The 25,219-nt window shown below is 32.4% G+C and carries 25 protein-coding genes; 12 read left to right on the top strand and 13 right to left on the bottom strand.

All coding sequences use genetic code 11. From position 1 onward, the window contains the following. Positions 1 to 993: 993 nt before the first annotated feature. The 3 genes from CD150_RS05570 (at position 994) to CD150_RS05560 (ending at position 2,751) form a co-directional block, all read left to right on the top strand. Complete coding sequence (locus CD150_RS05570; protein ID WP_046208474.1) at positions 994 to 1,314, top strand: DMT family transporter; 321 nt, start codon at positions 994 to 996, stop codon at positions 1,312 to 1,314. Next, entirely contained in the window at positions 1,314 to 1,631 is a 318-nt protein-coding gene (locus CD150_RS05565; protein ID WP_046208475.1) for a DMT family transporter, read from the top strand. The genes CD150_RS05570 and CD150_RS05565 overlap by 1 nt, the downstream gene beginning before the upstream one ends. A 163-nt stretch (positions 1,632 to 1,794) precedes the next feature. Further along, entirely contained in the window at positions 1,795 to 2,751 is a 957-nt protein-coding gene (locus CD150_RS05560) for a 2-hydroxyacid dehydrogenase family protein (RefSeq protein ID WP_073343865.1), read from the top strand. Positions 2,752 to 3,142: 391 nt separating this feature from the next. Here the strand turns inward: CD150_RS05560 and CD150_RS05555 are convergent, their stop codons facing one another. From CD150_RS05555 to CD150_RS05525, 7 genes are all read right to left on the bottom strand, one after another. After that, a complete protein-coding gene (locus CD150_RS05555; protein WP_073343868.1) occupies positions 3,143 to 4,267 on the bottom strand; it encodes an FAD-dependent monooxygenase in 1,125 nt (374 codons plus the stop codon). 116 nt (positions 4,268 to 4,383) lie between these two features. Beyond that, the gene (locus tag CD150_RS05550) at positions 4,384 to 5,160 is read right to left on the bottom strand and encodes an N-acetylglucosaminidase (RefSeq protein ID WP_046208478.1); all 777 of its coding nucleotides are present in this window, start codon (positions 5,158 to 5,160) and stop codon (positions 4,384 to 4,386) included. 26 nt (positions 5,161 to 5,186) lie between these two features. Further along, positions 5,187 to 5,471, bottom strand: a complete 285-nt coding sequence (locus CD150_RS05545) for a hypothetical protein (RefSeq protein ID WP_073343871.1) — start codon at positions 5,469 to 5,471, stop codon at positions 5,187 to 5,189. Positions 5,472 to 5,595: 124 nt separating this feature from the next. Then, positions 5,596 to 6,063 carry a helical membrane plugin domain-containing protein gene (locus tag CD150_RS05540; RefSeq protein WP_103161415.1) on the bottom strand — a complete coding sequence of 156 codons (468 nt, stop codon included), beginning with the start codon at positions 6,061 to 6,063 and terminating at the stop codon, positions 5,596 to 5,598. Continuing rightward, positions 6,063 to 9,017: a formate dehydrogenase subunit alpha gene (gene fdhF, locus CD150_RS05535; protein WP_073343874.1), complete on the bottom strand. Its 2,955-nt coding sequence runs from the start codon at positions 9,015 to 9,017 to the stop codon at positions 6,063 to 6,065. The genes CD150_RS05540 and fdhF overlap by 1 nt, the downstream gene beginning before the upstream one ends. Positions 9,018 to 9,283: 266 nt before the next feature. Continuing rightward, positions 9,284 to 10,252, bottom strand: coding sequence for an LCP family glycopolymer transferase (locus tag CD150_RS05530; protein ID WP_225792135.1), 969 nt, complete (start codon positions 10,250 to 10,252; stop codon positions 9,284 to 9,286). Positions 10,253 to 10,365: 113 nt separating this feature from the next. After that, positions 10,366 to 11,157 (bottom strand): inositol monophosphatase family protein, encoded by a 792-nt coding sequence (locus CD150_RS05525; RefSeq protein WP_103161414.1) that lies wholly within the window; start codon positions 11,155 to 11,157, stop codon positions 10,366 to 10,368. A gap of 473 nt (positions 11,158 to 11,630) precedes the next feature. Between CD150_RS05525 and CD150_RS05520 the strand changes: the two genes are divergently transcribed. Next, entirely contained in the window at positions 11,631 to 12,323 is a 693-nt protein-coding gene (locus CD150_RS05520; RefSeq protein ID WP_046208482.1) for a helix-turn-helix transcriptional regulator, read from the top strand. Positions 12,324 to 12,356: 33 nt separating this feature from the next. Here CD150_RS05520 and CD150_RS05515 read toward each other — a convergent pair whose 3' ends face one another. Continuing rightward, complete coding sequence (locus CD150_RS05515; protein ID WP_073343880.1) at positions 12,357 to 13,088, bottom strand: CPBP family intramembrane glutamic endopeptidase; 732 nt, start codon at positions 13,086 to 13,088, stop codon at positions 12,357 to 12,359. A gap of 117 nt (positions 13,089 to 13,205) precedes the next feature. On the opposite strand from CD150_RS05515, the gene CD150_RS05510 reads away from it, so the two are divergent. The 5 genes from CD150_RS05510 to CD150_RS05490 all read left to right on the top strand — a co-directional run bounded on the left by CD150_RS05510 (position 13,206) and on the right by CD150_RS05490 (position 17,938). Next, complete coding sequence (locus CD150_RS05510; protein ID WP_073343883.1) at positions 13,206 to 13,535, top strand: hypothetical protein; 330 nt, start codon at positions 13,206 to 13,208, stop codon at positions 13,533 to 13,535. A gap of 97 nt (positions 13,536 to 13,632) precedes the next feature. Next, the gene (locus CD150_RS05505; RefSeq protein ID WP_073343886.1) at positions 13,633 to 14,682 is read left to right on the top strand and encodes a MupG family TIM beta-alpha barrel fold protein; all 1,050 of its coding nucleotides are present in this window, start codon (positions 13,633 to 13,635) and stop codon (positions 14,680 to 14,682) included. A 6-nt stretch (positions 14,683 to 14,688) separates the two neighbouring features. Beyond that, positions 14,689 to 15,576 carry an N-acetylmuramic acid 6-phosphate etherase gene (gene murQ / locus CD150_RS05500; protein ID WP_073343889.1) on the top strand — a complete coding sequence of 296 codons (888 nt, stop codon included), beginning with the start codon at positions 14,689 to 14,691 and terminating at the stop codon, positions 15,574 to 15,576. Between the two features lie 43 nt (positions 15,577 to 15,619). Next, positions 15,620 to 17,059 carry a PTS transporter subunit EIIC gene (locus CD150_RS05495; protein ID WP_064209356.1) on the top strand — a complete coding sequence of 480 codons (1,440 nt, stop codon included), beginning with the start codon at positions 15,620 to 15,622 and terminating at the stop codon, positions 17,057 to 17,059. Positions 17,060 to 17,062: 3 nt separating this feature from the next. Continuing rightward, the gene (locus CD150_RS05490) at positions 17,063 to 17,938 is read left to right on the top strand and encodes a MurR/RpiR family transcriptional regulator (protein ID WP_046208488.1); all 876 of its coding nucleotides are present in this window, start codon (positions 17,063 to 17,065) and stop codon (positions 17,936 to 17,938) included. Between the two features lie 128 nt (positions 17,939 to 18,066). On the opposite strand, the gene CD150_RS05485 is transcribed toward CD150_RS05490, so the two are convergent. Beyond that, complete coding sequence (locus CD150_RS05485) at positions 18,067 to 19,506, bottom strand: alkaline phosphatase (RefSeq protein WP_046208489.1); 1,440 nt, start codon at positions 19,504 to 19,506, stop codon at positions 18,067 to 18,069. A 214-nt stretch (positions 19,507 to 19,720) separates the two neighbouring features. Then, on the bottom strand, positions 19,721 to 21,109 hold the full coding sequence (locus tag CD150_RS05480) for an amino acid permease (RefSeq protein WP_046208490.1): 1,389 nt from the start codon (positions 21,107 to 21,109) through the stop codon (positions 19,721 to 19,723). Between the two features lie 308 nt (positions 21,110 to 21,417). Here CD150_RS05480 and CD150_RS05475 point away from each other — a divergent pair, with 308 nt between their 5' ends. From CD150_RS05475 to CD150_RS05465, 3 genes are all read left to right on the top strand, one after another. Continuing rightward, entirely contained in the window at positions 21,418 to 22,248 is an 831-nt protein-coding gene (locus CD150_RS05475; protein WP_073343892.1) for a formate/nitrite transporter family protein, read from the top strand. Positions 22,249 to 22,359: 111 nt separating this feature from the next. Beyond that, positions 22,360 to 22,719 (top strand): SND2/TMEM208 family protein, encoded by a 360-nt coding sequence (locus CD150_RS05470; RefSeq protein WP_073343895.1) that lies wholly within the window; start codon positions 22,360 to 22,362, stop codon positions 22,717 to 22,719. Then, positions 22,716 to 22,901, top strand: coding sequence for a hypothetical protein (locus tag CD150_RS05465; RefSeq protein ID WP_073343898.1), 186 nt, complete (start codon positions 22,716 to 22,718; stop codon positions 22,899 to 22,901). The genes CD150_RS05470 and CD150_RS05465 overlap by 4 nt, the downstream gene beginning before the upstream one ends. 75 nt (positions 22,902 to 22,976) lie before the next feature. Here the strand turns inward: CD150_RS05465 and CD150_RS05460 are convergent, their stop codons facing one another. From CD150_RS05460 to CD150_RS05450, 3 genes are all read right to left on the bottom strand, one after another. After that, entirely contained in the window at positions 22,977 to 23,168 is a 192-nt protein-coding gene (locus CD150_RS05460) for a hypothetical protein (RefSeq protein WP_046208493.1), read from the bottom strand. Positions 23,169 to 23,171: 3 nt separating this feature from the next. Continuing rightward, positions 23,172 to 23,816, bottom strand: a complete 645-nt coding sequence (locus tag CD150_RS05455; RefSeq protein ID WP_073343901.1) for an HAD family hydrolase — start codon at positions 23,814 to 23,816, stop codon at positions 23,172 to 23,174. Between the two features lie 180 nt (positions 23,817 to 23,996). Then, a complete protein-coding gene (locus CD150_RS05450; RefSeq protein WP_073343904.1) occupies positions 23,997 to 24,911 on the bottom strand; it encodes a bile acid:sodium symporter family protein in 915 nt (304 codons plus the stop codon). Positions 24,912 to 25,219: the final 308 nt, after the last annotated feature.

The following is a 25,219-nucleotide window of genomic DNA, read 5'->3' as shown; positions in this document are numbered from 1 at the left end:
CTAATATTGTCATTAAGTCATCACGATTGGGAGTCATACAAAACATAAGGTCTTATACTTATTTCATGATTTTATGCGTATGATAAATACAGTTATTTATATTAAAAATGTCAATAACAATCTGTTTTTAATAACAAGTAGTAACTTATATAAGCGTCTGGGACATAAATCCCCATTCTTAAAATAAGAGGACCAATCCTTAATATGGATTGGTCCTCTTTATATTTAAAATTTTACGATTTTGACTGTGCGTAGTTGACTAGGGGGGATTGTGCGAGCCTGTCGTCTCTCACTCATACGGATTCCCACGGGCGTTAGTACATAACAAAATCGATACAACTTATATTTTGTCATTCAAAAAATAAGATTTATACGTATCATTTAATAGCCGCTATTAAATTAACGAGCGATATATGTATAAGATTATAACTTGACTCTACAAACACTACCAATGGAAAGTTCAGTTCATTTTCTCACAAAAGATATGCCACGACATATTAATGAATGAAATCGATAAAACAATCCCTGAAAATGTATTCGATGCATTTAAACATCTTGTGGTGCAATATCATACTAACAAGAGGTTAAAAATCACTATATATATGTACACATAATATCATTCTCTAGTCGTAAAATAGAAAAATTGCTTAATGATCGTAGCTGAATGATGTGACTCTCACAAAATCAACCGCCTTTTTATAAACCAATAAATCACTTTAGAGTAAATCCTAAAACAATTGTCCTATTATAATCATTATTTCTTTATATTAATGGTATTTAATAAAAGAAAAGTAGCGACTCAATGAGCTAATTATAACTAAAACCATATTTAAAAAGGCAATTTCTATATGATTTCAATAAAAATTGCCTTTTCACTTGTCAAAGTACTGTATATACTAGACCCTTTTATATTGAATTAACGCTTACATATTGCAGGCTAATTAAAAGTTTGAGAAAATAGTAGCGTTTCATGTAAAAAGGAGGTTAAAGCAAATGCAGTGGTTTAAAGTTATCTTGGCAGGGATTATAGAAATATTATGGGTTACTGGGTTAAACTCTGCTGATTCATTTTTGAGTTGGACCGGTACGATTATTATCTTAATTTTGAGTTTCTATTTAGTCATTTCAGCTTGTAAGTCATTACCTGTTGGTACTGTTTATGCTGTATTTGTAGGTATTGGTGCTATTGGAACAGTACTGGTTGATATGATAATTTTCGGTGATCATTTTAACATTATGAAAATAGCATTAGTTATCTTACTTGTTATAGGAATTATCGGTCTTAAATTAACTACAGAGGAGGCTGAACAATAATGGCATGGATGATACTATTTATGGCAGGTTTATTAGAAGTTGTTGGTGTCATTATTCTAAATGAAATTGCTCGTACTAAAAAGAAACTGTTCGTAGTGCTTTTAGCAGTTGCCTTTATTTGTAGTTTTAGCACACTTAAACTAGCAATGACAATGGGCATACCTATGGGAACGGCTTATGCAGTATGGAGCGGTATAGGTACAGGTGGAGGCACGCTAGCTGGCATGCTTATCTATAATGAATCTAAAAATATCAAGCGTATTTTCTTTATTGTTGTCATTGTTTTAGCAATTGTTGGTTTAAAAATCGTTGGTTAACGTAACTTTTAAATTTAGTACAGTATCTACTAAAATAAAATGCTTATATAACGCTACAATGATAATCACAAGTGATATTTACTTTGTTTGAATTGAGAGCAATGTAAAAGTTTGTTTACTTATATGAAATTTACTATACTTTAAGTAAAGGAAGTGATTATATATGGTAAAAGTATTTATTGCAGGCCCAATACCAAAAGTAGGGTATAACTTGCTAAAAGAACAAGGTTATGAAGTTGATATGTATGAAGGTAAAGGAATTATTGATAAAGAAACATTGATTCAAGGTGTTAAAGATGCCGACGCTTTAATCAGTCTTCTATCTACTAATGTTGATAAAGATGTGATTGATGCAGGCTCAAACTTAAAAATCATCACAAACTATGGTGCTGGTTTCAATAATGTAGACATTAAATATGCACGTCAAAAGCAAATTGATGTAACCAATACACCAAAAGCATCAACAAACTCTACTGCCGAATTAACTTTCGCACTTGTATTGGCAGTTGCAAGACGCATCCCTGAAGGCGATAAATTATGTCGTACAACTGGATTTGACGGATGGGCACCATTATTCTTCCGTGGTAGAGAAGTTTCTGGTAAAACAATAGGTATTATTGGTTTAGGAGAAATTGGAAGTGCAGTGGCAAAACGTGCCAAAGCATTTGATATGAATGTACTATACACAGGTCCTCATCAAAAAGTTGATAAAGAACGTGAAATTGGTGCTAAATATGTTGATTTTGACACACTCATACAGCACTCAGATTTCATTACAATTAATGCTGCATATAATCCAGATTTACACCATCTCTTTGACACAGAACAATTCAAGTCAATGAAACCAACAAGTTATCTTATTAATGCAGCTCGAGGCCCTATCGTAAATGAAGCCTCTCTAGTAGAAGCATTAAAAAATAAAGACATCGAAGGTGCAGCATTAGATGTGTTTGAATTTGAACCTGAAATTAATGATGAACTGAAATCATTAGAGAATGTTGTCATTACGCCACACATTGGTAATGCTACGTTTGAATCACGTGATATGATGTCAAAAATTGTAGCAAATGACACAATAAGTAAACTTAATGGTGATGAACCTAAATTTGTCGTTAATTAATCATTGATAATTTAACAAAATAACAATGCAGTGACATCACTTATTTTTAACTCATGTTTAAACATCAATTTTTATTAAATCAAATATAAATTGCCCTATATCAATAGGATTAAAATAAAAACACTTTCGTAGAATTCATTTAAAATGAACAGTACGAAAGTGTTTTTTCTATTAGCAAAGTTGATGATTCAATAAAAATTTAAAAATTTTTTATGTTAGCGGATCGTTCTGGCTGACATAATTGAATCACTGAAAATAACAAACTAGATTATTACCTTAGAAAAATTATCTAAGAATAGCACATTTTAATATTAAAAAGCGCGTAAATGTAATTTTTCTGAATTACATTTACACGTTTTGTGATATTGAGTCTTTGGCCAAAGTATATGCTTTACTTTGCTTTAGACTTATAAATAAATTTTGTCTGATTTGAAAGTAATCGATCAGGTAAAATTTTAGCAATTTTATTTCTCGTTTTCACGACGAATTTATTTGTTCTTTGAGCAGTTTTCCCTATTTTTCTAGAACGTTTCACTATTTTTTTTGTATGTTTTACACGCAATTTATTATAGCGTTCTAAGGCTAAATCAAAATCATATGATTGCATACAATTCGCTAAAACAATAGCATCTTCCATCGCTTGACCAGCACCTTGCCCCATGTTTGGCGTCATTGCATGTGCAGCATCACCTAGAAGTACAACACGTTGATAAACAAACGATTTCAATGGGTTTAAATCATACATATCATGTAACAATATATCCGTTTCACTTTGCTTATCTAATATTTGTCTGACTTCATTAGGAAAATGATTAAATCTTGCCTGTAAATGTGGTTTCGCAAAAGCATGTATCTTAGAATCATGGGCTTTGGCAGAAATTGAAATAAACCAATAAGCTTGGTTATTTAATAATGGTACAATACCCACTCTACCTTTTGTAGACCAAAACTCTTTAGCAACATTGTTATCTTTTAAATCAATATCATCAACTAAGCCTCTGAATACTGCGTATCCTTGATAAATTGGCTTACTATTTGGCACTATTGCTTGTCTTATGTTTGAATGGATACCATCAGCGCTGATACATAAATCAAATGATTGTGAAGTTTGCTCGGAAAATTGTAAGGTTACTTTCAAATCCCCATTTTCAATTCCTGTCACATTATGATTGGTGAAAATTGCGCTATCCGGTACATAAGATTTAATCACTTCTAATAAACTTTGACGTGACATCGTTAAATTAACTGTATTTTTTTTCAACTTAAGTTTTGATAATAGTTTGTCTTTATCATCTCGAACTTCCATCATATCGATGACTTGTCCAATGTTTTTAAGTCCTTTTGCCAAATCATGACCATTCAGTTTCTCAATGACATTACCACCAATGCCAATACCAGCACCTAATTCAGATACTGTATCCTCTTTTTCAAATACACTTACATCATGACCTTGCTCTATTAATAAAGCTGCTGCAGTTAAACCACCTATACCTGCACCAACGATGGCTATTTTCATCTTTATTCACTCCAACTTTCCCTAATCTTTTAATATTATATTCACATTTGTATCATAACATAACAAAACTTAAATAAAGCTTGTAAAAATTGCGATTGCAATACTCTATAATCCAACTACAAGTAATAATCTTTGTTAATGTCATCTTTTTTAATGCCTAAATTTTTATAAAAATGTTTCATAAACCAAGCGATATTATCATCCCAATCCACATCGCTTGCATATTGATGTTCACCTGGTGTCTTAGGATTCCATCTCATTTGATAAAGTGAGATTTGTTTATTATCAAAGTAATTTTTTCTTACAAATTTGGCCCCACCCATAATTGCTTTTTCAGGTGATGTCCACGATTGTTTCTTTGCAAAACTACTACCAGTATGGACAGCATTTTCATCAAATGCACCTATACCAAAAAAATTATAATACCTTTCACCTTTATCTTTAATGCCTTTAGCTAATTCCGATTTACCATTACCTGTTTCAACTAAGGCATGACTCACTAAATATAAAACATTAACCTCATACTTATCTTGTGCTTCTAGAAAAGTTTTACCTTTCCCTTTTAATACACCTTTATTTTTTAAAATTTTATTTATTTCAGCTTCAGACATAGATACCTTTTCAGAAATATCCATATGGTTTAAATCATCTTGATCACTATTAACCTCCATTGCTTTTTTCACATCTGCAGTAGAAGCTTTAATGAATTTACCTTCCTGTTCTTTCATATTTAATGCGTCTGAACTTACTTGCTTATCTACCGCTTCATTAAAGGTATGTGTTCTTTGTTTCTCAAATAAAGATGTTTCATTTATTATTAATAAAATAGCAAATATCACAATAATTAATATTAATAATATCAACGGTATACGTTGCTTAACACGCTCGTTCATATTTTAAAATCTCCCTGCATTGCATTTTATTGAGTTAATGTGAAATAGGCAAAAATAATCGCAATAAGTACTATTATAAAGGAAACGTTAATTGCAATACGCATGCCTTTTCGATTTCTAAATAATGTGTTGAAAATCACTAAGCTAATTGCCAATGAAACAACAAACATTGTAATCGCCATCGCAATATTTAAAGTGATTAAAAATATAATACCAATGACTAAAAATACATTTGATATAATAGCCATGGTTTTAATTAATTTCGGATTGATAAGACTCCACTCCTTGTAATCATATTCTAAGCAAATCATTCTGTTTATTGAAATTGTATCATATTTACTTAATTTTCAATATGTCATTTATCATAGCAAAAAAGCCCTTATGTGAATAAAAATTCACAATAAGAGCTTTTTTCATCAATATATATACTTCATTTTATGATCTAGACATACCTCTGAGCATATTCAACATATAAGTTAAACTACGATTCATTTCGTCATCTCTAAGTACACTCATTAAGCCAGTGATAGATGTTTTTTGGTTTGGACTAGCTTGATTTGCAACACTTAATCCTTTATTTACTTTATTTAACATAATGCTTAAGTCATTGACATTCAAGTCACCTAAAATGAAAACAAGTGATGCCATATTTGTAATCAATCCTGTGTATTGTTCTTTGTTTAATTCAACTGCGAATTTATTAGCAATAACACCTCGACTATTGACCATACCTGATACTGCATCTAGTATCTTAGCATCATCCAACGTGCTAATAATGTTAATAGCTTTCATGATACTATCTTTATTTGCTGCAATTGCATCTGTTACTTCTGCTAAACTTTCTTGTTTGATTTGTTCTTCAGACTTTTGCATGCGCTTAATTTTCGTTATTCTCTCAGCCATTATTTATTCACCTGACTTCCTGGGAATGTGTAATCATCACGTTTCCATTTGTCTTCAACACGTACGCTATATTGTGGTTGTCTTTGTTTATCTACTCGGAAGTTTGTAGGGTTTAATGGTGATTTTCCTCTACGTGTTTTAACTTCCATACGACAACTTGTACGCTTATAAGAAGGTGTGTCTGTATCTTTATCCACATCACTGTTCGTCAATAAGTTAATCGCACCTTGATCACCATTTATCATTGCATTGTTATTAAGTGGAATATAAATTTCTTTGCCTTTTACTCTATCAGTGACATGTGCAATTAATTCAGCTTCACCACTATCTGAAATCAACTTAACTTCTGCCCCTTCATGAATATCTCTTTCTTGTGCTAGTTCTGGAGATACTTCTACAAATGGTTGAGGGACTTTATATGCAAGACCTGGTACTTTATAAGTCATATTTCCTTCATGGAAATGCTCTAATAAACGACCGTTATTTACATGTAAATCATATTTTTCATTCACTTTAAAGAAATTATCGAAAGTTAAAGGATAGAAATTCGCTTTACCATCTTCAAAGTTAAATCCATCTAAATACAATGTTGGTTGATCCGTGCCATCTTCAGCCACAGGCCATTGTAAACTATTGTAACCATCTAATCTGTCATAGTTCACGCCCGAATAAGATGGTGTCAGTTTAGCAATTTCATCCATAATTTGACTTGGGTGCGTGTAATTCCAATCATAACCTAGTGTTCTAGCTACATCTTGAATAATGACCCAGTCTGGTTTAGATTCGCCTTTAGGTTCAAGGGCTTGATATAAACGTTGGATACGGCGTTCAGTATTCGTAAATGTACCTGTTTTCTCTAATGAAGGACATGCTGGTAAAACTACATCTGCATATGAAGCAGTGAAAGTGAAAAACTCATCTTGTACGACTAAAAACCCAACTTTTTCTAGTGCAGCTTGTACATAGTTGATATTTGAATCAACAATACCTGTATCTTCACCATATAAGTACAATGCGTCAATTTCACCTGCGTGAATACCTTCCATCATTTGGTGATTATCTTTACCAGGAACACTCGGTAATGTTTCACCATATTCTCTTTCAAATTTTGCACGAATTTCATCGTCTGCTACTTTTTGGTAACCAGGGAATTGATCAGGCATGCTACCCATGTCACTACATCCTTGTACGTTGTTGTGACCACGAAGCGGATATGCACCAGTACCTGGTTTTCTATAATTGCCTGTTGCTAATAATAAGTTAGAAATTGCTGTAGACGTGTCACTACCAATATCTTGTTGTGTGACACCCATAGCCCACGCAATTGACACTGTTTCAGCATTAACCATTTGATGTGCAAAATCTATGAGTGCTTCTTTTGAAATGCCTGTTGTATCTTCGGCAAATTCCATTGTAAATGGTGCTAAAGACTTATGATATTCATCGAAGCCATTTACCCATTCATCAACAAATGCTTTATCATGCAAGTCATTATCTATAATATATTTTGTCACCGCTGATAACCAGGCTAAGTCAGTACCAGGTTTAGGTTGATAGAAGTTGTCAGCTCTTTCTGCCATTTCATGTTTACGTATATCAAATACATTTAATGTGTTGTTATATAATTTATGTCCACGCTTAATGCGAGAAGCAATGACTGGATGTGCTTCAGCAGTATTTGTGCCTATTAAAACAACCATATCAGCAATTTCAAGATCGTTGATTGAACCCGAATCACCACCATGACCTACAGTTCTAAATAATCCCTTTGTCGCAGGTGCTTGACAGTAACGAGAACAGTTATCGACATTATTCGTACCGATTACTTGTCTCGCAAGCTTTTGCATTAAATATGATTCTTCATTAGTTGCTTTTGAAGAAGAAATAAATGCTAGACCATCAGATCCGTGAGAAGCTTTTACTTTGTTAAAGTTTTCAGAAATTACTTGTAATGCTTCATCCCACTCTACTTCTTCGAATTGATTATTTTTACGTACTAATGGTTTAGTTAATCTTTCCTCTGAATCAATGTAATCCCAACCAAACTTACCTTTCACACAAGTTGCAATCTTGTTGGCTGGAGATTCGTGTTGAGGTTGAACTTTCAATACTTCTCTTCCTTTTGTCCATACGTCAAAGGAACAACCAACACCGCAATATGTACATACAGTCTTAGTTTTTTCGATGCGTTCTTCACGCATCGCCGCTTCAGAATCAGATACTGCAAATAGTGGGCCATAGCCTGGTTCTGCTTTTTTAGTTAAGTCAATCATCGCAGCAAGTGAACCTGGCTCTAAATCTGTCATATAGCCTGCGTTTCCTTCCATGTTTACTTCTAACATAGCGTTACAAGGACATACAGTTGCACATTGACCACAACCAACACATGATGAATCGTTAATTGTTGTATCATTATCCCAAATCACGCGTGGTTGTTGACGTTCCCAATCAATCGTTAAAGTTTCATTGACTTGGACGTCTTGACACACTTCCACACATCTTCCACAAAGAATACATTGGTCTGGGTCGTAACGATAGAAAGGTCCATAGTCTTTTTCATATGGTTTTTCCTTATATTCATATGTTTGATGTTCGAGACCCCACTGATCCATTGTATTATGAATCTCACAATCACCATTGTTATAATCACATACTGTACAATAAAGCATGTGTTTTTCTAAAATACGATCTAATGCTTCTTTTTGACTTGTTTGTACATTATCATTTTGTGTATTTACAATCATTGGTCTATCTATCGTCGTACTACAAGCACGTTGCATCACACCGTCTATTTCTACTGTACACGTATCACAAGTTTCAATTGGACCAAGCGATTCGTTATAACATATAGAAGGTACAAACGTATCTTGTGATTTAATAAATTGTAGTAAATTTGTGCCGGGTTCCACAAGATAATCTTTGCCATCTAATGTAATAATTAAATGTTCTTGCATATTATTCACCCCTATTAATTTTATAAAGCCCATGTTTATGAATCAAAGATGTCTGACAACATTCCATCTTAAAAGCCCCACACTTTTTGGTAATGTTATTTATATTGTATATGTAAATCAATAAAATGTTAAGGCTTTCTACTGATTTTTAACTGTTTAATATAAGTTTTAATTTATAGTGTTAAATATTCTCTCTGAAAATTATTATTTTAGTGACAAAAATAAAATACACGCAACCAATACAGTGGTTGCGTGTATTTATTAAATTAGATACCTAAATTATCTTTTATATCGCTTTCTATTTCAGATAATGAACTTTGGCTAGGTACAAAATAATATAGACCATCATCTTGTATGCCACCTTGACCTTCTAATTGATGGCGGTGAACATTATCATTTGCATCTTTATAATTACCTCTAACTTTGTTCAACTCACCTAAAGTCAAATCAGTTTTTACATTATCTTCAACGTGATTCATCAACGAGTTAAAATGCGTAACTGAACTGATACTTGTCAATTTGTTGGCAAGACCTTGTATAACTAATTGTTGACGTTCTTGTCTTCCAAAGTCGCCACCAGCACCTTCTTCTTTTCGACTTCTTATAAACGCCATTGCTTCTTTTCCATCCATTCGAGACTTTTGTCCTTCATTAAATTGGAATCCATCATATGAGAAGGTAGCGTTACTAGTGACATCAATACCTCCAACAGTATCTATCATATCTTTCATTCCATCCATGTCTATTGTTGCATAGTGATCTATCGGCACATTCAATAGTTTTTCTACTGATTTCACTGCCATGTCAGGACCACCATACGCGTATGCATGATTTATTTTTTCAGTTGTACCTTTACCTACGATATCTGCTTGAGTATCTCTAGGTATACTCACAATTTCAGTAGATTTCTTCTCTGGGTTGATAGACAACACCATAATCGTATCACTACGCTGTCCTCCGCCATTAGCAGCTCTTTTGGCATCTGAATCTACACCAAATAAAGCAATCGTAAATGGATCTCCATTATTAAGGTTGGCTTCTTTTTCCCTCAAAGATGACTTATCCCTATCCAATGGATTATGTATTGCACCACCGACAGAAAATATTTTAAAACCTAAATACACAACGGCTAAAATTGCTAAAATTAACAATAAACCCAAAAACCACAAAAATACTTTTGCGGGCAACCCCATTTTCTTTTTATTATATTCGTTAGAACGATTCACCTTTTTCATTCTCCATTCTATATTCGATTTTCTATTTCAATTAATTATAGATTATATAGTAAAATTATTTAATGAACATGGTGCTTAAGACCTATTGTTAAATAATTAATATTTTAAAATAATTATTTTTGATACCCAGATCCTGAATTTAGAATCGTCAACATTTCTTTATGACAAGCTTTGTTACTTATAATAAATGGTCCCGCTTTCGCAAAATCTAAAGTTGAATTATTTAACGTCGTCATTGTCAATCCCAATTCTTCAGCGAATAAAAACTGTGCAGCGATATCCCATGGTTTAGGATTTGTATTTACATGTGCGCCAAATTGTCCTAAAATTACGCGCACAGAATCTAAGCCACATGAACCAATGAAACGATATCCAAATGAAGCATCATTTAAATCATGAATCGTATCATCATTCATTACCAAAGTATTAAATGAAATAATCGCGTCTTCTAATTTTAAATCTTCAGGCTGTTGCAATAAATTATCATTCATATATGCGCCTTGGCCCTTGATAGCTTTATAAAGCTTGCCGTGTGGATAATCATAAATGTATGATAACGTAGATTCACCATCCACAAAGTAGCCTAATATAATGCAATAATCTTCCTGTTGCTTAACTAAATTTGTAGTACCATCAATCGGATCCATGACCCATACATGACCCTTTTTTGCTTGAATACCTTCATTCGATTTTTCTTCCGCGAAAAGTTGGTGATTTGGAAAATGTTGCTGTAAAAATTGCTCAAAATTTTGTTGAATAGATTTATCTACATTAGTCACTAAATCAAATCGATTTTTTTTCGTTGAAGTAACCATTTGTTTTATTAATTGTGGGATAATATCATCTAATGTTGTTAACCAATCTCTAACTAAATTATCTATATCTAATAATGTTTCTTTATTCATTTGCGACCTCCTCTTTAAGCGAATCACTAAATTTTTTCATTTTAATTATTTCATATGTATAATTTGTTTTATTTTATCATATAAATATAATTACGGTAACAAACTATTCGATTCACTATCGTCCGATAAATGATTTCATTATTCTATACCGATAAGTATGATATTCAATAAAATGATAAGAGGCTGAGACAATTTAATTGCCCCAGCCTCTTATAGAAAGGAAAGTAAGTAATAAATATTGAAGATGTTTGCTTAGTAATTCGTACGAAAAAGATGTTAACAAAACTATATGTAATAGCCTACCCCTTTGTCATCTTTTCGCTACCCCCTTGTTACTAATTATTATACTAACATAAACAACCGGAAAATGTAAGCGTTTTCTATAACTTTTTTTAAAACTTTATAAATGTCGTCATTGTCACTTTTATGCTATAATGAATGTAATATGTAATCATTTGGGAGGTGACTTTCTAATGAATAAACGCGAAAGGCAAAATAAATTGGTACAAGCCATACAACAAAATAAGCAAATTACCGCTTCAGAACTCGCGACAGACTTAAATGTATCGAAACGTACAATTTTAAGAGATATTCAAGATTTAGAAGATCAGGGAGTAAAAATTCTAGCAAAACATGGAAAATTAGGTGGTTATCAACTCCAAGAGACGCCAAATAGTTATGAGCTCGAATTAACTGATAAGCAACTCACCGCTTTATTCTTAGTATTGAATGAAAGTCAATCATATACTACACTTCCATATAAAGAAGAGATAAACGCAATTATTAAAAAATGTTTAAATTTACCTTATACGAAAATGAGACGGGCGCTTAAAAAGCTAGACCGATATATTAAATTCAATCAACAAACACATGTTGACTTGCCGCCCATTTTTTCAGAAGTCTTAATCTATTGTACCGAAAGAAATGTGATGGCTATGGAGTATAATAAAAATAATGAGATTATGACTGAAAATGTAATTTTTATAGGCTTATTATGTACAGACGGATTATGGAAAGCAGTTATTTTTGAAATTGGTCTCGGTAAAACTAATGAAATACCTATTGTTGATATCCATGATATTTCATATTCATTTGAGAAAAAAATAAAAACACAAGATATTACTATCAATAACTATCAACAATTTTTAAATCCCACTGAGTCCTAAAAAAGCTCAGTGGGATTTTTTCAACCTTGTCCATTATGTATATAACGTAATTAGCGTAAAAACAAATGAGATTAAATTATTGAGCATATGAATACTTACACTTGCAATGAGTTTAAAACCTGATTTGATGTATGCATAGACCATAGCAATCGCTAAAATTAAATAACTTCCTATTTCTAATGGAGATTCCGCTCCCATCACATGCATTAGTGAAAATAGAATGGCTGAAATAACACCCATTACAATAGCATTAAATTTTTTCCCTAATTCACCTATCAGTAAATGTCTAAAAAATATTTCCTCCACTAATGGTGCACCAATTACAATTAACAAAAATGTAAACGGTAAAAATGACGGCTGATCAAATAAATTCATTAGTTCTAATTCATTTTGAGTTTCATTAAACCCAATACCATTGGGTAGCATTTGCATCACCATGTTATAAATTCCACTACAAACCATCATAACAATCGTCACGATGATAAGAAATAAATAATGCTGCTTTATAAATGCTATATTTCTCTTCAAATTCATTTTAAAGTCCTTGGTATGTAAAAAATAAAAGCTAAACACAGTAACTACGTATGATAACAGTTGTACAACCACACTTATTTTAATCACTATCTTTTCTGTTAAATGATCTACAAAAACAAAACTAAATAAAATACCAATCACTGTAAAAACAATCATACTTACAATTAAAATCGCAATAAGGAAAAAGTCTTTCCATACAATATCTTTAAAACTATATTTTGTTTTTTCCATTTTTTAAAAGCCCCTTTAAATTCATTTTTAATTTTATAGTGTATATCCTACCATGCTTAACAAAATCAGAAAATCATATTCATCATTTTAAATTTTTTATACGAAAGGATGCATTTTATGTATAATCTAGAATTTCATCAACTCGCTCAACGCATTAACCAACTATTAAACTTAATTGAAACTTATAAATTTGCTATCGTTACTCAAAATAAAAAGAAAGCACAGTACAAACAAGATATCCAACAGTTTATTAAAGACGAACTTATCGTGTTTTCAGACATCAGCTTACAACGATTTTCTTTACCCCATTATAATTATTACCAATTCCTTTTAATCCATGACACCAACCCCATTGAAGAACTCACTATTGGAAATACAATTAAGTACCTCGATACCTTACAAAATCAATTATTGGAAACACAAAGGTTATTACAAGCGTTTTTGTAATAATATTTCAAAATGAGATTTTTTTAAAATTAAAATTGTAATACTTTTTCATGTGTTGTAAAATGAAATCGATTACAGCAATATAGGAGTGATAACAATGCATGGCTTTTCTATTTATTTAGGACAACCCATTGATAAATCATATATTAGACGAATGATTGCTTTGGGATATACGACCATTTTCACATCTGTACAAATTCCAGAGGAAGACGAAACATCTAAATATCGCTATTTGGGAGAACTTTTAAATTATTTATCAGACGAACAACTTACGTATATGATTGATATCAATCCTTCATTGCTGGATCAATCTTTTTATGAATTCTTGCAATCATATCATCATGCGCAATTTATGATTCGTATTGATCACAGTACTTCTATAGAAATTATTAATGACATTATCCAACATGGTTTTCACTGTTGCTTAAATGCCAGTATACTTTCTGAATCACTACTTCAACAGCTTTATGAAAAACTAGATGATTTTACACACTTATGCTATTGCCATAACTATTATCCACGGCCAGATACAGGTCTAACAACTGAATTTGTTCATATTCAAAACTCACTAATTTTAAACTATAATCCAAACGCAACGATCTTCGGTTTTATTCCAGGCACTACAAAACGTGGCCCCCTTTTTAAAGGTTTACCAACCATAGAATCAACGAGAGCACAACACCCTATCGAAAGTGCACAGCTATTATTAGATCATCTGACAACACAAATTTTGATTGGTGATACTAAAATTAGCGCACCACTAGACGAACAATTAATGAACGTATTATGTCATAGAACTTTCACACTCACAATTGATTTATTAGATATTCAAGCAACTAAGATATTACAGCAACCTCACACTGTACGACCAGACAACCCACAAGATGTAATTCGCTCACAAGAAGCTAGACACTATTGTACAAGTGAAATTAATACTTATAATACAACAGTTCGAAACACTGGTACAGTTACCATCGATAATAAACTGAACGGACGTTATCAAGGAGAATTACAACTTTTGAAAACTGACTTACCAGCGCATCCTCACATTAATGTTATAGGTGAAATTTGTGAAGCTGAGCGCAGTTTGATTCGTTGTATGAAGCCCAATGATACATTTAAATTTATTATAAAAACAAGGGAGTAGAAATTTATGAGTGATTTAACTACTGAATCTAGAAATAAAGCGACAATGCATTTAGATGAGATGTCTATAACAGAAATTCTTAAAACAATGAATGATGAAGATCAAAAAGTCTCACAACAAATTAGAAAAGTCATACCAGACTTGACTAAAGTCATAGAAATCACTACAAAACAATTTAGAGCTGGTGGTCGAATTATTTATATAGGTGCTGGAACAAGTGGAAGGTTGGGGGTGCTTGATGCTGCTGAATGTGTGCCCACATTCAATACGTCTCCAGATGAAGTCATTGGATTAATTGCAGGTGGACAAAGAGCCATGACTGTTGCTGTTGAAGGTGCTGAAGATAGTACCTCCTTGGCTGAAGAAGATTTACATCATATTCACCTTAATGAAAAAGACGTTTTAATCGGTATTGCTGCTAGTGGTAATACACCTTATGTTATCGGCGGATTAAAGTATGCGAATCACATTGGTGCACATACTGTTTCAATTTCATGCAATTCAAACACTAAAATAAGTAGCATAGCTAAAAATGCAATTGAAGTTAATGTAGGTCCTGAAGTCTTAACAGGTTCTACAAGATTAAAATCTGGAACAGCTCAGAAATTAATGCTTAATATGATTTCAACAATCACAATGGTTGGCGCCGGTAAAGTTTATGATAACCTCATGGTTGATGTAAAAGCTACAAATCAAAAATTAATTGACCGTTCCATACGCATTATACAAGATATCTGCGACATTTCTTATCAACAATCTGAAAAACTATATCATGCTGCAGATCATAACCTTAAAGTTGCTATCGTTATGCATATGTGTGATACATCAAAAGCAGATGCACAACAACGTTTAGAAAAAAATAATCACATCGTTAAGCAAGCAATCAAAAATTAAACCAAATACTTAAAATAATTTATGTATATAGGAGGGTTTTATGATGTCTAAAGAACAAAAACTTGCAGAAAGTATTGTAAATGCAGTTGGCGGTTTAGAGAACATGGAAAATGTTATAAATTGCATGACGCGTGTAAGAATTAAGGTGCACGATGAAAATAAAGTTAACTATGATAAATTAAAATCGACAGAAGGTGTAATGGGCGTGGTCAAAGATGACCGTGTACAAGTAGTCGTTGGACCTGGCACAGTTAATAAGGTAGCTGCTCATATATCTGAAATGAGTGGTGTACGTTTAGGTGAAACCATCCCTCACCAAACTAAAGATTATAAAGCAGAAACTGAAGCAAGAGCCAAAGAAAACAAAGCCGCTTTTCAAAGTAAACAAAAACGTGGCAAATTCAATAAATTATTAAAAACAATCGCTAATATATTCATCCCATTGATTCCAGCATTTATTGGTGCAGGTTTAATCGGTGGTATTGCTGCAGTTTTAAGCAACTTACTAGCTGCAGAGGTCATATCTGGCTCATGGATTACGCAACTTGTTACTGTTTTTAACGTAATTAAAGATGGTATGTTAGCATATTTAGCCATTTTCACTGGTATCAATGCTGCTAAAGAATTTGGTGCAACACCAGGTTTAGGTGGTGTTATTGGAGGAACAACATTACTAACAGGATTAACAGAAGAAAATATGATCACTAATATTTTTACAGGCGAACCTTTACAAGCAGGGCAAGGTGGTATTATCGGTGTTATCTTTGCTGTTTGGTTATTGAGTCTCGTAGAAAAGAGATTACATAAGATTGTACCAAATGCCATTGATATTATCGTAACACCCACGATCACTTTATTTGTTATCGGATTATCAACAATCTTTATCATTATGCCTTTAGCTGGTTTTGTTTCTGACGGTTTAGTATCCGTAGTGAATGGTGTTATTAATATTGGTGGCGTCTTTAGTGGCTTTATTATTGGTGCTTTCTTCCTACCATTAGTTATGTTAGGATTACATCATATATTTACGCCTATTCATATTGAGATGATCAATCAATCTGGTGCTACTTACTTACTACCAATTGCTGCTATGGCAGGTGCAGGACAAGTTGGTGCCGCATTAGCGCTTTGGGTAAGATGTAAGAAAAATACTACTTTGAGAAATGCAATTAAAGGTGCACTGCCTGTCGGTTTCCTTGGTATTGGCGAGCCCTTGATTTATGGGGTCACGTTACCTCTTGGTAGACCATTCTTTACCGCATGTATTGGTGGCGGTATTGGCGGTGCAGTGGTTGGTGGTATTGGACACATCGGTGCTACCGCTATTGGACCGAGTGGTATTTCATTGTTACCTTTGATTTCAGATCATATGTACTTAGGATACATTGCAGGATTAATCGCTGCTTACATCGGTGGTTTCCTCTTCACCTTCTTTTTAGGTACAACAAAATCAATGAGAGAATCTGATAACTTAGGTGGTTAAACTATGACCAACGTACTTTATAAAATTGATAATATATATGAAACTTTTACAAAAAGTGAAAAAAAAATTGCTGATTTTATTTTAAACGAACCTCATCGTATCATTAATATGTCTGTCCAAGACCTTTCAAATGAAATTAATACAAGTACAGCATCCATTGTACGTTTTAGCAAGAAAATAACAGAAAAAGGGTTTCAAGAACTTAAAATTACAATTTCACGTTATTTGCCTGAAGATGCAATCAACAATAATCATATGGAATTAATTGATAATGAATCCGTCGATATTATCAAGTCTAAAATGTTAGCCCGAGCAACAGATACAATGAGTTGTGTTGCTTCACAAATTGAACAACATCACATCGATGACATCTGTGACACATTAAAACATGCGCGTACCATATTTTTATTTGGTTATGGGGCATCACTCGTTATTGTTACAGATTTATATCAAAAATTATCTCGGATTGGTTTAAATGTGCGCTTAATACAAGAAACGCATTTATTAATGACTACCATGGCTACTCATGATGAACAAGATTGTATTATTTTTGTAACCAACCAAGGTAGTCATAGTGAAATGCAATCTATGGCAAAAGTTGCAACTGACTATAATATACCTATCATCACGATTTCAAGCTCGAACAATAATCCTGTAGCTAAAATTTCTGATTATACTTTAATTTATGGTCAAACTGATGAGAATGAACTACGCATGGCCGCAACAACATCATTATTTGCACAACTTTTTACGGTAGATATTCTTTATTATCGATTTATTGCTTTAAATTATCAACGTTCGTTAGACTCAATCACACAGTCTAAAATGGCACTTGATAATTATCGTAAACATTTGTCTAAAATCCAGTTTAAACACTAAATCATTGCTGACATCACTTTTTAAATAACATCATAAACGAGAACGACATAGAAATCGCATTTTGATAAAGGATTTCTATGTCGTTCTCGTTTTTAATCTATCGCTAACACTATTTATTTGTTAGTTGTTTACTTTACATCATTTTGAAAAAAGTCGAAAATATTTTTGGCATTATCAGTATTATCAATATTTCCTTTGAATTTATCACTACCAGGGCCATATGCATAAGTATTTACATCTTCTCCTGTATGACCATTAGTAGTCCAACCAGTATTTGATTTGTCATTAATTGGTTTTTGTACAGCATCTTGAACCTTTTGTAATTGACTTTCATATGCTTTTTCATCTTTTTTAAGATCTTTAAGTTTTTTAGCTTCATCTTTTATTTTATTCATTTGATCTTCTGAAACTTCAAAACCGTAACCATCTTTAATGACTTTCTCCACATTTTTGCCTTTGCTAATTTCTTCAGTCATATATTTACCTGAATGTTTCATTTGGTGAATGGCGTCTGGGTTCCAAACGTAATCTTTACCTTTCGCAATAGACATGCCACCTGTAGAATGATCTGCAGTAGCTACCACAAGTGTATCTGGATTTTCTTTTGCATAATTCATAGCATATTCAAATGATTTTTCAAATCCAGACATTTCTGACATTACCCCAGTTACATCATTTGGATGCCCTGATTTATCTATAGAAGCGCCCTCAACCATTAAAAAGAATCCTTTGTCGTTTTGTTTTAATTTATTTACGGCACTATCAGTCATATCCACTAATTTTGGATTTTTGTCTGGTGCGTCTATCTGTAATGGCATATCATTATCTGCAAATAATCCTAATACTTGTTTACTTTTGGAATTTTGTAGTTCATTTTTATTTGTAACCACATCGTAACCATCTTTTTTAAATTTGTTTTTTAAATTGCCATTGTCTTTGCCAAAATACTCAGCACCACCACCTAGTAGTACATCGACTTTATGCTTGCCATTAATTTTATCATTGTAAAATTGTTTAGCAATTTCATCCTTTTTATCACGATCATCAACGTGTGATGCGTATGCAGCAGGCGTAGCATCTGTAATTTCAGCCGTAGATACGAGACCAGTTGATTTACCATTTTCTTTAGCTTGTTCTAATACTGTTTTAACATTATTTTTATTAGCATCGACGCCTATAGCTCCATTATACGTTTTTTGTCCTGAACTAAATGCTGTTGCACCAGCTGCTGAATCAGTAACATTTTCTTTTGGATCATTAGGGTTTGTACGTTGACTCCCTATTAGATATTTATCAAAAGCGGTCTGATCCATTTCTTTAGTATCTGGATTATCTGCAAAATAACGATAAGCAGAATTATACGAAGGTCCCATACCGTCACCGACTAAAAAGATAACGTTTTTAGGATTTTTTGTATTACCCATATAAGCTACATCAGCATTCTGATTTGAATCTTTAGACTCATCTTTTTTCCCTGCAGCATAAGTCCCTTGTACACTCCCTAACGATGAACCGGCAATGATTGTCCCTGCAATCGTAGCAGTAGCTAGTTTATTAAGTATTTTCATATAATAACTCCTTTAGATATGTATTATGACCTCAACTTTATTCTAAAGCACGAGTTTTGAGTGAGTATTTTTCTATTGTTAAATTTTTGTAAAAGCATTTATGTAAGTGTACCAACGTAATGACGGATATACAAAAAAGTCATAAATGATACAAAAAAATGTATCATTTATGACTACTTAATATTGCTGACAAATTGATGTGTTATTATATTTTTTAAAGTTGCTGATCATCACTTAATTTATGATAGCCTTTTAGATAATAGAACAATGTCATAAAACCTAAGAACACAATACCAATAACAACTGAAACAACTGTTTCTTTATTAAATAGCATGCCGATTAACACCATGATAAAGAACGCCATTGTAATATAATTTGTTATTGCGCCGCCTGGCATTTTAAAAGGATGATTTTTGAGTTCTTCGCTGTGATTTTTTCTGAATCTTAAATGACTAATTAATATCATAAACCACGGTACCATACCTGGTAAAATCGAGGCACTGTATACGTAAACAAAAATACTATCTGCCCCTTTAATAAATAAAGGCAAAATAACATTTAATAACGCGCCAACTAAAATACCAATTGCTATTGCAGTAACCGTCCAAATAGGAACACCATTTTTCATAACTTTACGGAAAAATTTAGGTAACATGCCCTTTTGAGATAAGTTCAACGTCATTCGACTAGCGCTAAATATACCAGAATTACATCCTGACATCGCTGCAGTCAAAACTACAAAGTTAATGAGTCCAGCAGCAAATGTAATACCCACTTTTGCAAATGTTGCAACAAATGGACTGCCAATGTTTCCTAATTCATCCCAAGGATAAACAGTTACAATAACGAAAATGGCTCCGATATAGAAAATTAATATACGCCATATAACACCATTAACCGCACTTTTAATATTTTTTTGTGGATCTTTCGTTTCACCAGCAGTAATACCGATTAATTCAACACCTTGATAAGAACCAATTACAATAGAAAGTGCGAAGAAGAAACCAATCCAACCATTAGGCATAAAGCCACCATGTGACCATAAATTAGAAAGACCTATAGCCTCTCCACCATTACCAAGTCCAAAGAAAATCAAACCGAACCCTGCAATAATCATCAAGATAATAGTTACTACTTTTATCATTGCAAACCAAAATTCAAATTCACCAAAAGCTTTAACTGATACTAAGTTAGCACCAGCCAACAATAATACAACTATAATACCTGGTATCCATTGTGGTAAATCAGGAAACCAATAATTCATATATTCTCCAACGGCGATAACCTCACTCATACCTACAACAACCCATTGGAAAATATTACTCCATGCTGTCAGATAACCAGCAACTGGATTTATGTAATCACTTGCAAAGTTTGCAAAAGAACCTGAAGTCGGGTGTAAATATACCATTTCCCCCATAGCTCTCATCACTAAAAATAAAAACAGCCCAGCTATTAAATAGGCAAATATTACTGAAGGCCCTGTCCATTTAATCGTACTTGTCGCCCCCATAAAGAGTCCGACACCAATCGTTCCACCAAGTGCTATCATCCGCATTTGACGTGCACCTAGTCCCCTTTGTAATTCGTTATTCTCATTCATCATTCAAACCCCATCTCATTCAAATATAAGTGAAAATAATTCACTTATTATGACGCTATTATACTATAAATTCTAAAAATTAAAACAATTATTTTTCATTTATGTAAGCCCTTACATATGTTTTATTTTAGATTACATTTAGAGAAAACGCAATGTAAATTTTCATTTCAATATGATAGAGAGCAATTAAATACTATCTTTAGTTAATTGAGTGTCACTATTTAATTATGATTATTTTGTGAATTCTTTCACAAAAACACCGTAACATAGTATACTATTTTTAATTAATAGAAAGTGAGGATAAAGTTTTGAACGAAAAAAATATTAAATGGGATAAAGTTTTTTATGGTAAAGCGTGGGTTCATCATGTCGTAGAGACAATTCGTGCCAAAGATATTTTACAAAGTTTTTATTTAAAACGTTATCTATTACGTGCCATAATGGCTGGTTTTATTTTAGGTGTGATTACAGTTTTTGTATTGCTCATTAAAGCTTCATTAGCCTCTGATATTCCAATGGGCGTTGCAAATATAGTCGGTGCGGTTGCATTTAGTTTTGCTTTAGTGTTAATACTTTTTACAAATTCCGAATTATTAACGAGTAACTTTATGTATTTTACAGTTGGACTGTATTATCGCGTCATTTCGCCAATCCGCGTTTTTAAAATATTTGTACTCTGTTTTATTGGTAATGCTTTAGGTGGATTGGTGTTCTTCTTATTGATTCGTTCCTCAGACATTATGACACCTGAGATGATGCAACAATTAGAAGCTACAATTGATCATAAAACACTAACGGCAGGTTTTGTTGCCATTCTTATAAAAGGTATTTTTGCTAATTTCTTTATAAATATATCGCTTGTCATAGCTATGCAAATTGATGATGTTTTGGCAAAAATGTTTGTCATGATGTTTGGTGTATCCATTTTCGCATTTATGGGTTACGAACACGTTGTTTATAATACCGTATTATTCGCAGGTGGAGTCGTTTACCATAGTGATGTACTTTCAGCCATGCCTGCTTTAATCAATTTGCTAGGGGCAGGTATCGGCAATTATATCGGAGGCGGTTTAGTAATAGGCTTGTTCTATGCTTATTTAAACGACCATAAGCAATATCAAAAAAGTAAAGTACAATGACTACAACTTGCATTATTGTAATGATGAGCTAGAGTCTAACGTTCATGAAGTTATAGTTCCTAATTTTATATGATATAATGCTCAATAGATTTTATTATAAAGGAGTTCAATATGAATAAACATCTATTGAAACGTACAATCACAGTTTCAATTATATTTGGTATATTATTTTTCCTAATTAATTATTTTAGCGATAGTGATGTTTCTGCCGGAAATTTAATGCTAAAAAGTTTACTAACGATTGTTGTATTTGGGATACTATATTACTTAATTTTTACTATTGTAAATTCACCAGAGCGAAAATATAAATTTGGTATTACATTACCTATTTCACTACTAATTGCAATCATAATCAGCGCTATATTTTCTGCTTTAAAAATCGGTATCATAACCGGATTGATTATTGGTATCATTGCAGGGTATATCTGGGAATATATCGATACTCATAAAAATGGTGGTGATAAATCATGAGTATTTTCATTGGTATTGTTGTTATCATTTTACTAAGTGTAAGTTTAATCCCTAATTTAAAAGCTGTAAAAAAATCTAAAGCTGCTGGAGAAAAAAATCCACGTTTTGCAATTATGGTAGGTATTGATTCTATATTACTCATATTAGTTATTGTGACACTAATACTTCAATTTTTAAAATAGACTATCATTTTTCATTTCGATATTATAAAACCCCTTATTGAAGCATTTTCCAATGTCAAAATAAGGGGTTTTAAATTAAAATTGATTTTGTAAAATAAGATAATATAAGGCCAAAGCTCCCAATAAGTAAATAAGACTTCCAACCATAAATGACCGGAATTGTATTTTTAAGGGGACTTTTTTATTAAAAATAGGTCCTAAAACTAAATTTCCTATTGCTAAAACAATTGGGCCTCCTAAAAAAAATAAAATTAAATAACCATTCATAAGTTAGCCTCTACTTTTTTCAAAATATTTTTCAATGATAGCTGTACCTGATATGTCTTTATCTAAATATACTATGTTACTAAAATCTTGTTTTTCCGTCATATCATTCGTATTTACAATAACATCTAAACCAGCATTCACCGCTGCAGTTGCCCCATTGACTGAGTCTTCTATAGCTAAACAATTAACAGGATTATAGTTTAATCTTTGAACTGCTGTTAAATATAGTTCGGGACTTGGCTTTATTTCTTCTACATCCTCTCGTCCAACAACAACATCAATATACGCATCTAATCCTAATTGATCAAACGTTGGTTGAATATCGTTTCTAAAACTACTTGTCGCAATAGCCATGGGTATATGGCGCACTTTACAATAATCCATAAGTTGTTTCATATGTGTAACTATCGGTAAATGTATACTCGTTTCATTATGCTCTTGATATATTTTTTCTTTACGTTCTTGTCCTAGTTGGCCTTCTAGATACTGATGCAAATCTGAAGCCAATCCCCCAATAGATTGACGATAAAAATCTAAACTAACTTCTTCCAAACCATAATGATTTAAATGTTTATTTATTATTTCAAACAAGTGCTTTTCTGTATCTATAATTGTACCATCAAAATCAAATATCACAGCGCGATACATACATTTCCCCTCCTATAATTTAATAGAATTGAATCAAATTATTGTCAGTGTATCATATTTTATACTTCTCTAGCCTATCAAAGACAGAGATAACATAAACTAAGAGAAAAACACGAAAAAATTAATGTTTTCCTCTTAGTTTAGAACTTCATACTAATTTTATCTTAAAATCAATGATACTTACCTTTTATTCCAGTATTTTGCAAGTATTGGACCTGTAATATTATGTATTAAGCTGAACACGGCTCCTGGAACAGCAGATAATGGGTTGAAATGTACTGTAGCTAAAGAAACTGCTAGCCCTGAATTTTGCATACCTACCTCTATCGATACTGCCTTTTTGTCCGGTCGGTCTAATTTTAGGATTTTGGCAAATGTATAACCAAGTATATAGCCAATCAAATTATGAAGAATGACAACCGCAAAAATAAGCAATCCAGTGGCTAAAATTTGTGCTTTACTACTACCAACTACAGATGCAAGTATTAATGAAATAGCTACAACGGAAACGATTGGTAATGCAGTGGCAGTCTTGTCAGCAAATGTCTTGAACAGTTTTTGCAGTACAAACCCAATGATTATTGGTATTAAAATCACTTGAACGACTGACCAAAACATACTGATAAATGAAACTTGTAACCATTCATGCGCAAATAAATATATTAAAGCTGGTGTTAAAAATGGTGCTAGTAATGTTGAAACACTTGTGATAGCTACTGACAATGCAACATTTGCATTTGCTAAGTAACTCATAACGTTACTAGATGTACCACCTGGACAACATCCAACTAAAATCACACCAATTGCAATTTCTGAAGGCAAATGAAACAGTTTGACAATTAAAAACGCACTTAAAGGCATAATCGTATACTGCAAAACCACACCAATGATTACAGATCTAGGTGCTTGAAATATGATTTTAAAATCTTTGGGGTCTATGGTTAATCCCATACCTAGCATAACAATTCCTAGTAAATAAGGTACCCAATTACTTAAAGTAGAAAGTTGCATTGGAAATATAAAACCAATGACAGCTGCAATAAGCATCCATACTAAGAACGTATTCGTTGCAAACTTACTTACTTTTGATAACATCTAAAACACTTCCCTCTCTGTATTAATAAAGAAGAATGTATCATATTTTGAACATCTAAACAACAGAATTTTCTAAATATTTCGACTTTAAAACCCTAGGAATTTCCAAAAATTTTATACTTCGTTCTAAAGACCTAGTGTCTTCTTTTAAAAAGAGTGGTACAATTTAATAGAATTTAAAACATGTATAATTTTAAGGGCACTAAATATTAATTTTAATATACGTATGTCACTTTATATAGATATGGAGGTATAATATGTTTTTAGATAAAACTGAAACGTTTGTTTTAAACATCAGTGGTTTAAAT

The sequence above is a fragment of the Staphylococcus ureilyticus genome (genome assembly GCF_002902235.1).
Classification (GTDB): Bacteria; Bacillota; Bacilli; order Staphylococcales; family Staphylococcaceae; genus Staphylococcus; species Staphylococcus ureilyticus.
This window is presented reverse-complemented; position numbering and strand designations above follow the sequence as displayed.

Bases quoted from the DNA above. Each gene is read 5' to 3' on its own strand.
- CD150_RS05570 (WP_046208474.1), top strand. From the start codon at position 994: ATGCAGTGGTTTAAAGTTATCTTGGCAGGGATTATAGAAATATTATGG.
- CD150_RS05565 (WP_046208475.1), top strand. From the start codon at position 1,314: ATGGCATGGATGATACTATTTATGGCAGGTTTATTAGAAGTTGTTGGT.
- CD150_RS05560 (WP_073343865.1), top strand. From the start codon at position 1,795: ATGGTAAAAGTATTTATTGCAGGCCCAATACCAAAAGTAGGGTATAAC.
- CD150_RS05555 (WP_073343868.1), bottom strand. From the start codon at position 4,267: ATGAAAATAGCCATCGTTGGTGCAGGTATAGGTGGTTTAACTGCAGCA.
- CD150_RS05550 (WP_046208478.1), bottom strand. From the start codon at position 5,160: ATGAACGAGCGTGTTAAGCAACGTATACCGTTGATATTATTAATATTA.
- CD150_RS05545 (WP_073343871.1), bottom strand. From the start codon at position 5,471: ATGATTTGCTTAGAATATGATTACAAGGAGTGGAGTCTTATCAATCCG.
- CD150_RS05540 (WP_103161415.1), bottom strand. From the start codon at position 6,063: ATGGCTGAGAGAATAACGAAAATTAAGCGCATGCAAAAGTCTGAAGAA.
- fdhF (WP_073343874.1), bottom strand. From the start codon at position 9,017: ATGCAAGAACATTTAATTATTACATTAGATGGCAAAGATTATCTTGTG.
- CD150_RS05530 (WP_225792135.1), bottom strand. From the start codon at position 10,252: ATGAAAAAGGTGAATCGTTCTAACGAATATAATAAAAAGAAAATGGGG.
- CD150_RS05525 (WP_103161414.1), bottom strand. From the start codon at position 11,157: ATGAATAAAGAAACATTATTAGATATAGATAATTTAGTTAGAGATTGG.
- CD150_RS05520 (WP_046208482.1), top strand. From the start codon at position 11,631: ATGAATAAACGCGAAAGGCAAAATAAATTGGTACAAGCCATACAACAA.
- CD150_RS05515 (WP_073343880.1), bottom strand. From the start codon at position 13,088: ATGGAAAAAACAAAATATAGTTTTAAAGATATTGTATGGAAAGACTTT.
- CD150_RS05510 (WP_073343883.1), top strand. From the start codon at position 13,206: ATGTATAATCTAGAATTTCATCAACTCGCTCAACGCATTAACCAACTA.
- CD150_RS05505 (WP_073343886.1), top strand. From the start codon at position 13,633: ATGCATGGCTTTTCTATTTATTTAGGACAACCCATTGATAAATCATAT.
- murQ (WP_073343889.1), top strand. From the start codon at position 14,689: ATGAGTGATTTAACTACTGAATCTAGAAATAAAGCGACAATGCATTTA.
- CD150_RS05495 (WP_064209356.1), top strand. From the start codon at position 15,620: ATGTCTAAAGAACAAAAACTTGCAGAAAGTATTGTAAATGCAGTTGGC.
- CD150_RS05490 (WP_046208488.1), top strand. From the start codon at position 17,063: ATGACCAACGTACTTTATAAAATTGATAATATATATGAAACTTTTACA.
- CD150_RS05485 (WP_046208489.1), bottom strand. From the start codon at position 19,506: ATGAAAATACTTAATAAACTAGCTACTGCTACGATTGCAGGGACAATC.
- CD150_RS05480 (WP_046208490.1), bottom strand. From the start codon at position 21,109: ATGAATGAGAATAACGAATTACAAAGGGGACTAGGTGCACGTCAAATG.
- CD150_RS05470 (WP_073343895.1), top strand. From the start codon at position 22,360: ATGAATAAACATCTATTGAAACGTACAATCACAGTTTCAATTATATTT.
- CD150_RS05465 (WP_073343898.1), top strand. From the start codon at position 22,716: ATGAGTATTTTCATTGGTATTGTTGTTATCATTTTACTAAGTGTAAGT.
- CD150_RS05460 (WP_046208493.1), bottom strand. From the start codon at position 23,168: ATGAATGGTTATTTAATTTTATTTTTTTTAGGAGGCCCAATTGTTTTA.
- CD150_RS05455 (WP_073343901.1), bottom strand. From the start codon at position 23,816: ATGTATCGCGCTGTGATATTTGATTTTGATGGTACAATTATAGATACA.
- CD150_RS05450 (WP_073343904.1), bottom strand. From the start codon at position 24,911: ATGTTATCAAAAGTAAGTAAGTTTGCAACGAATACGTTCTTAGTATGG.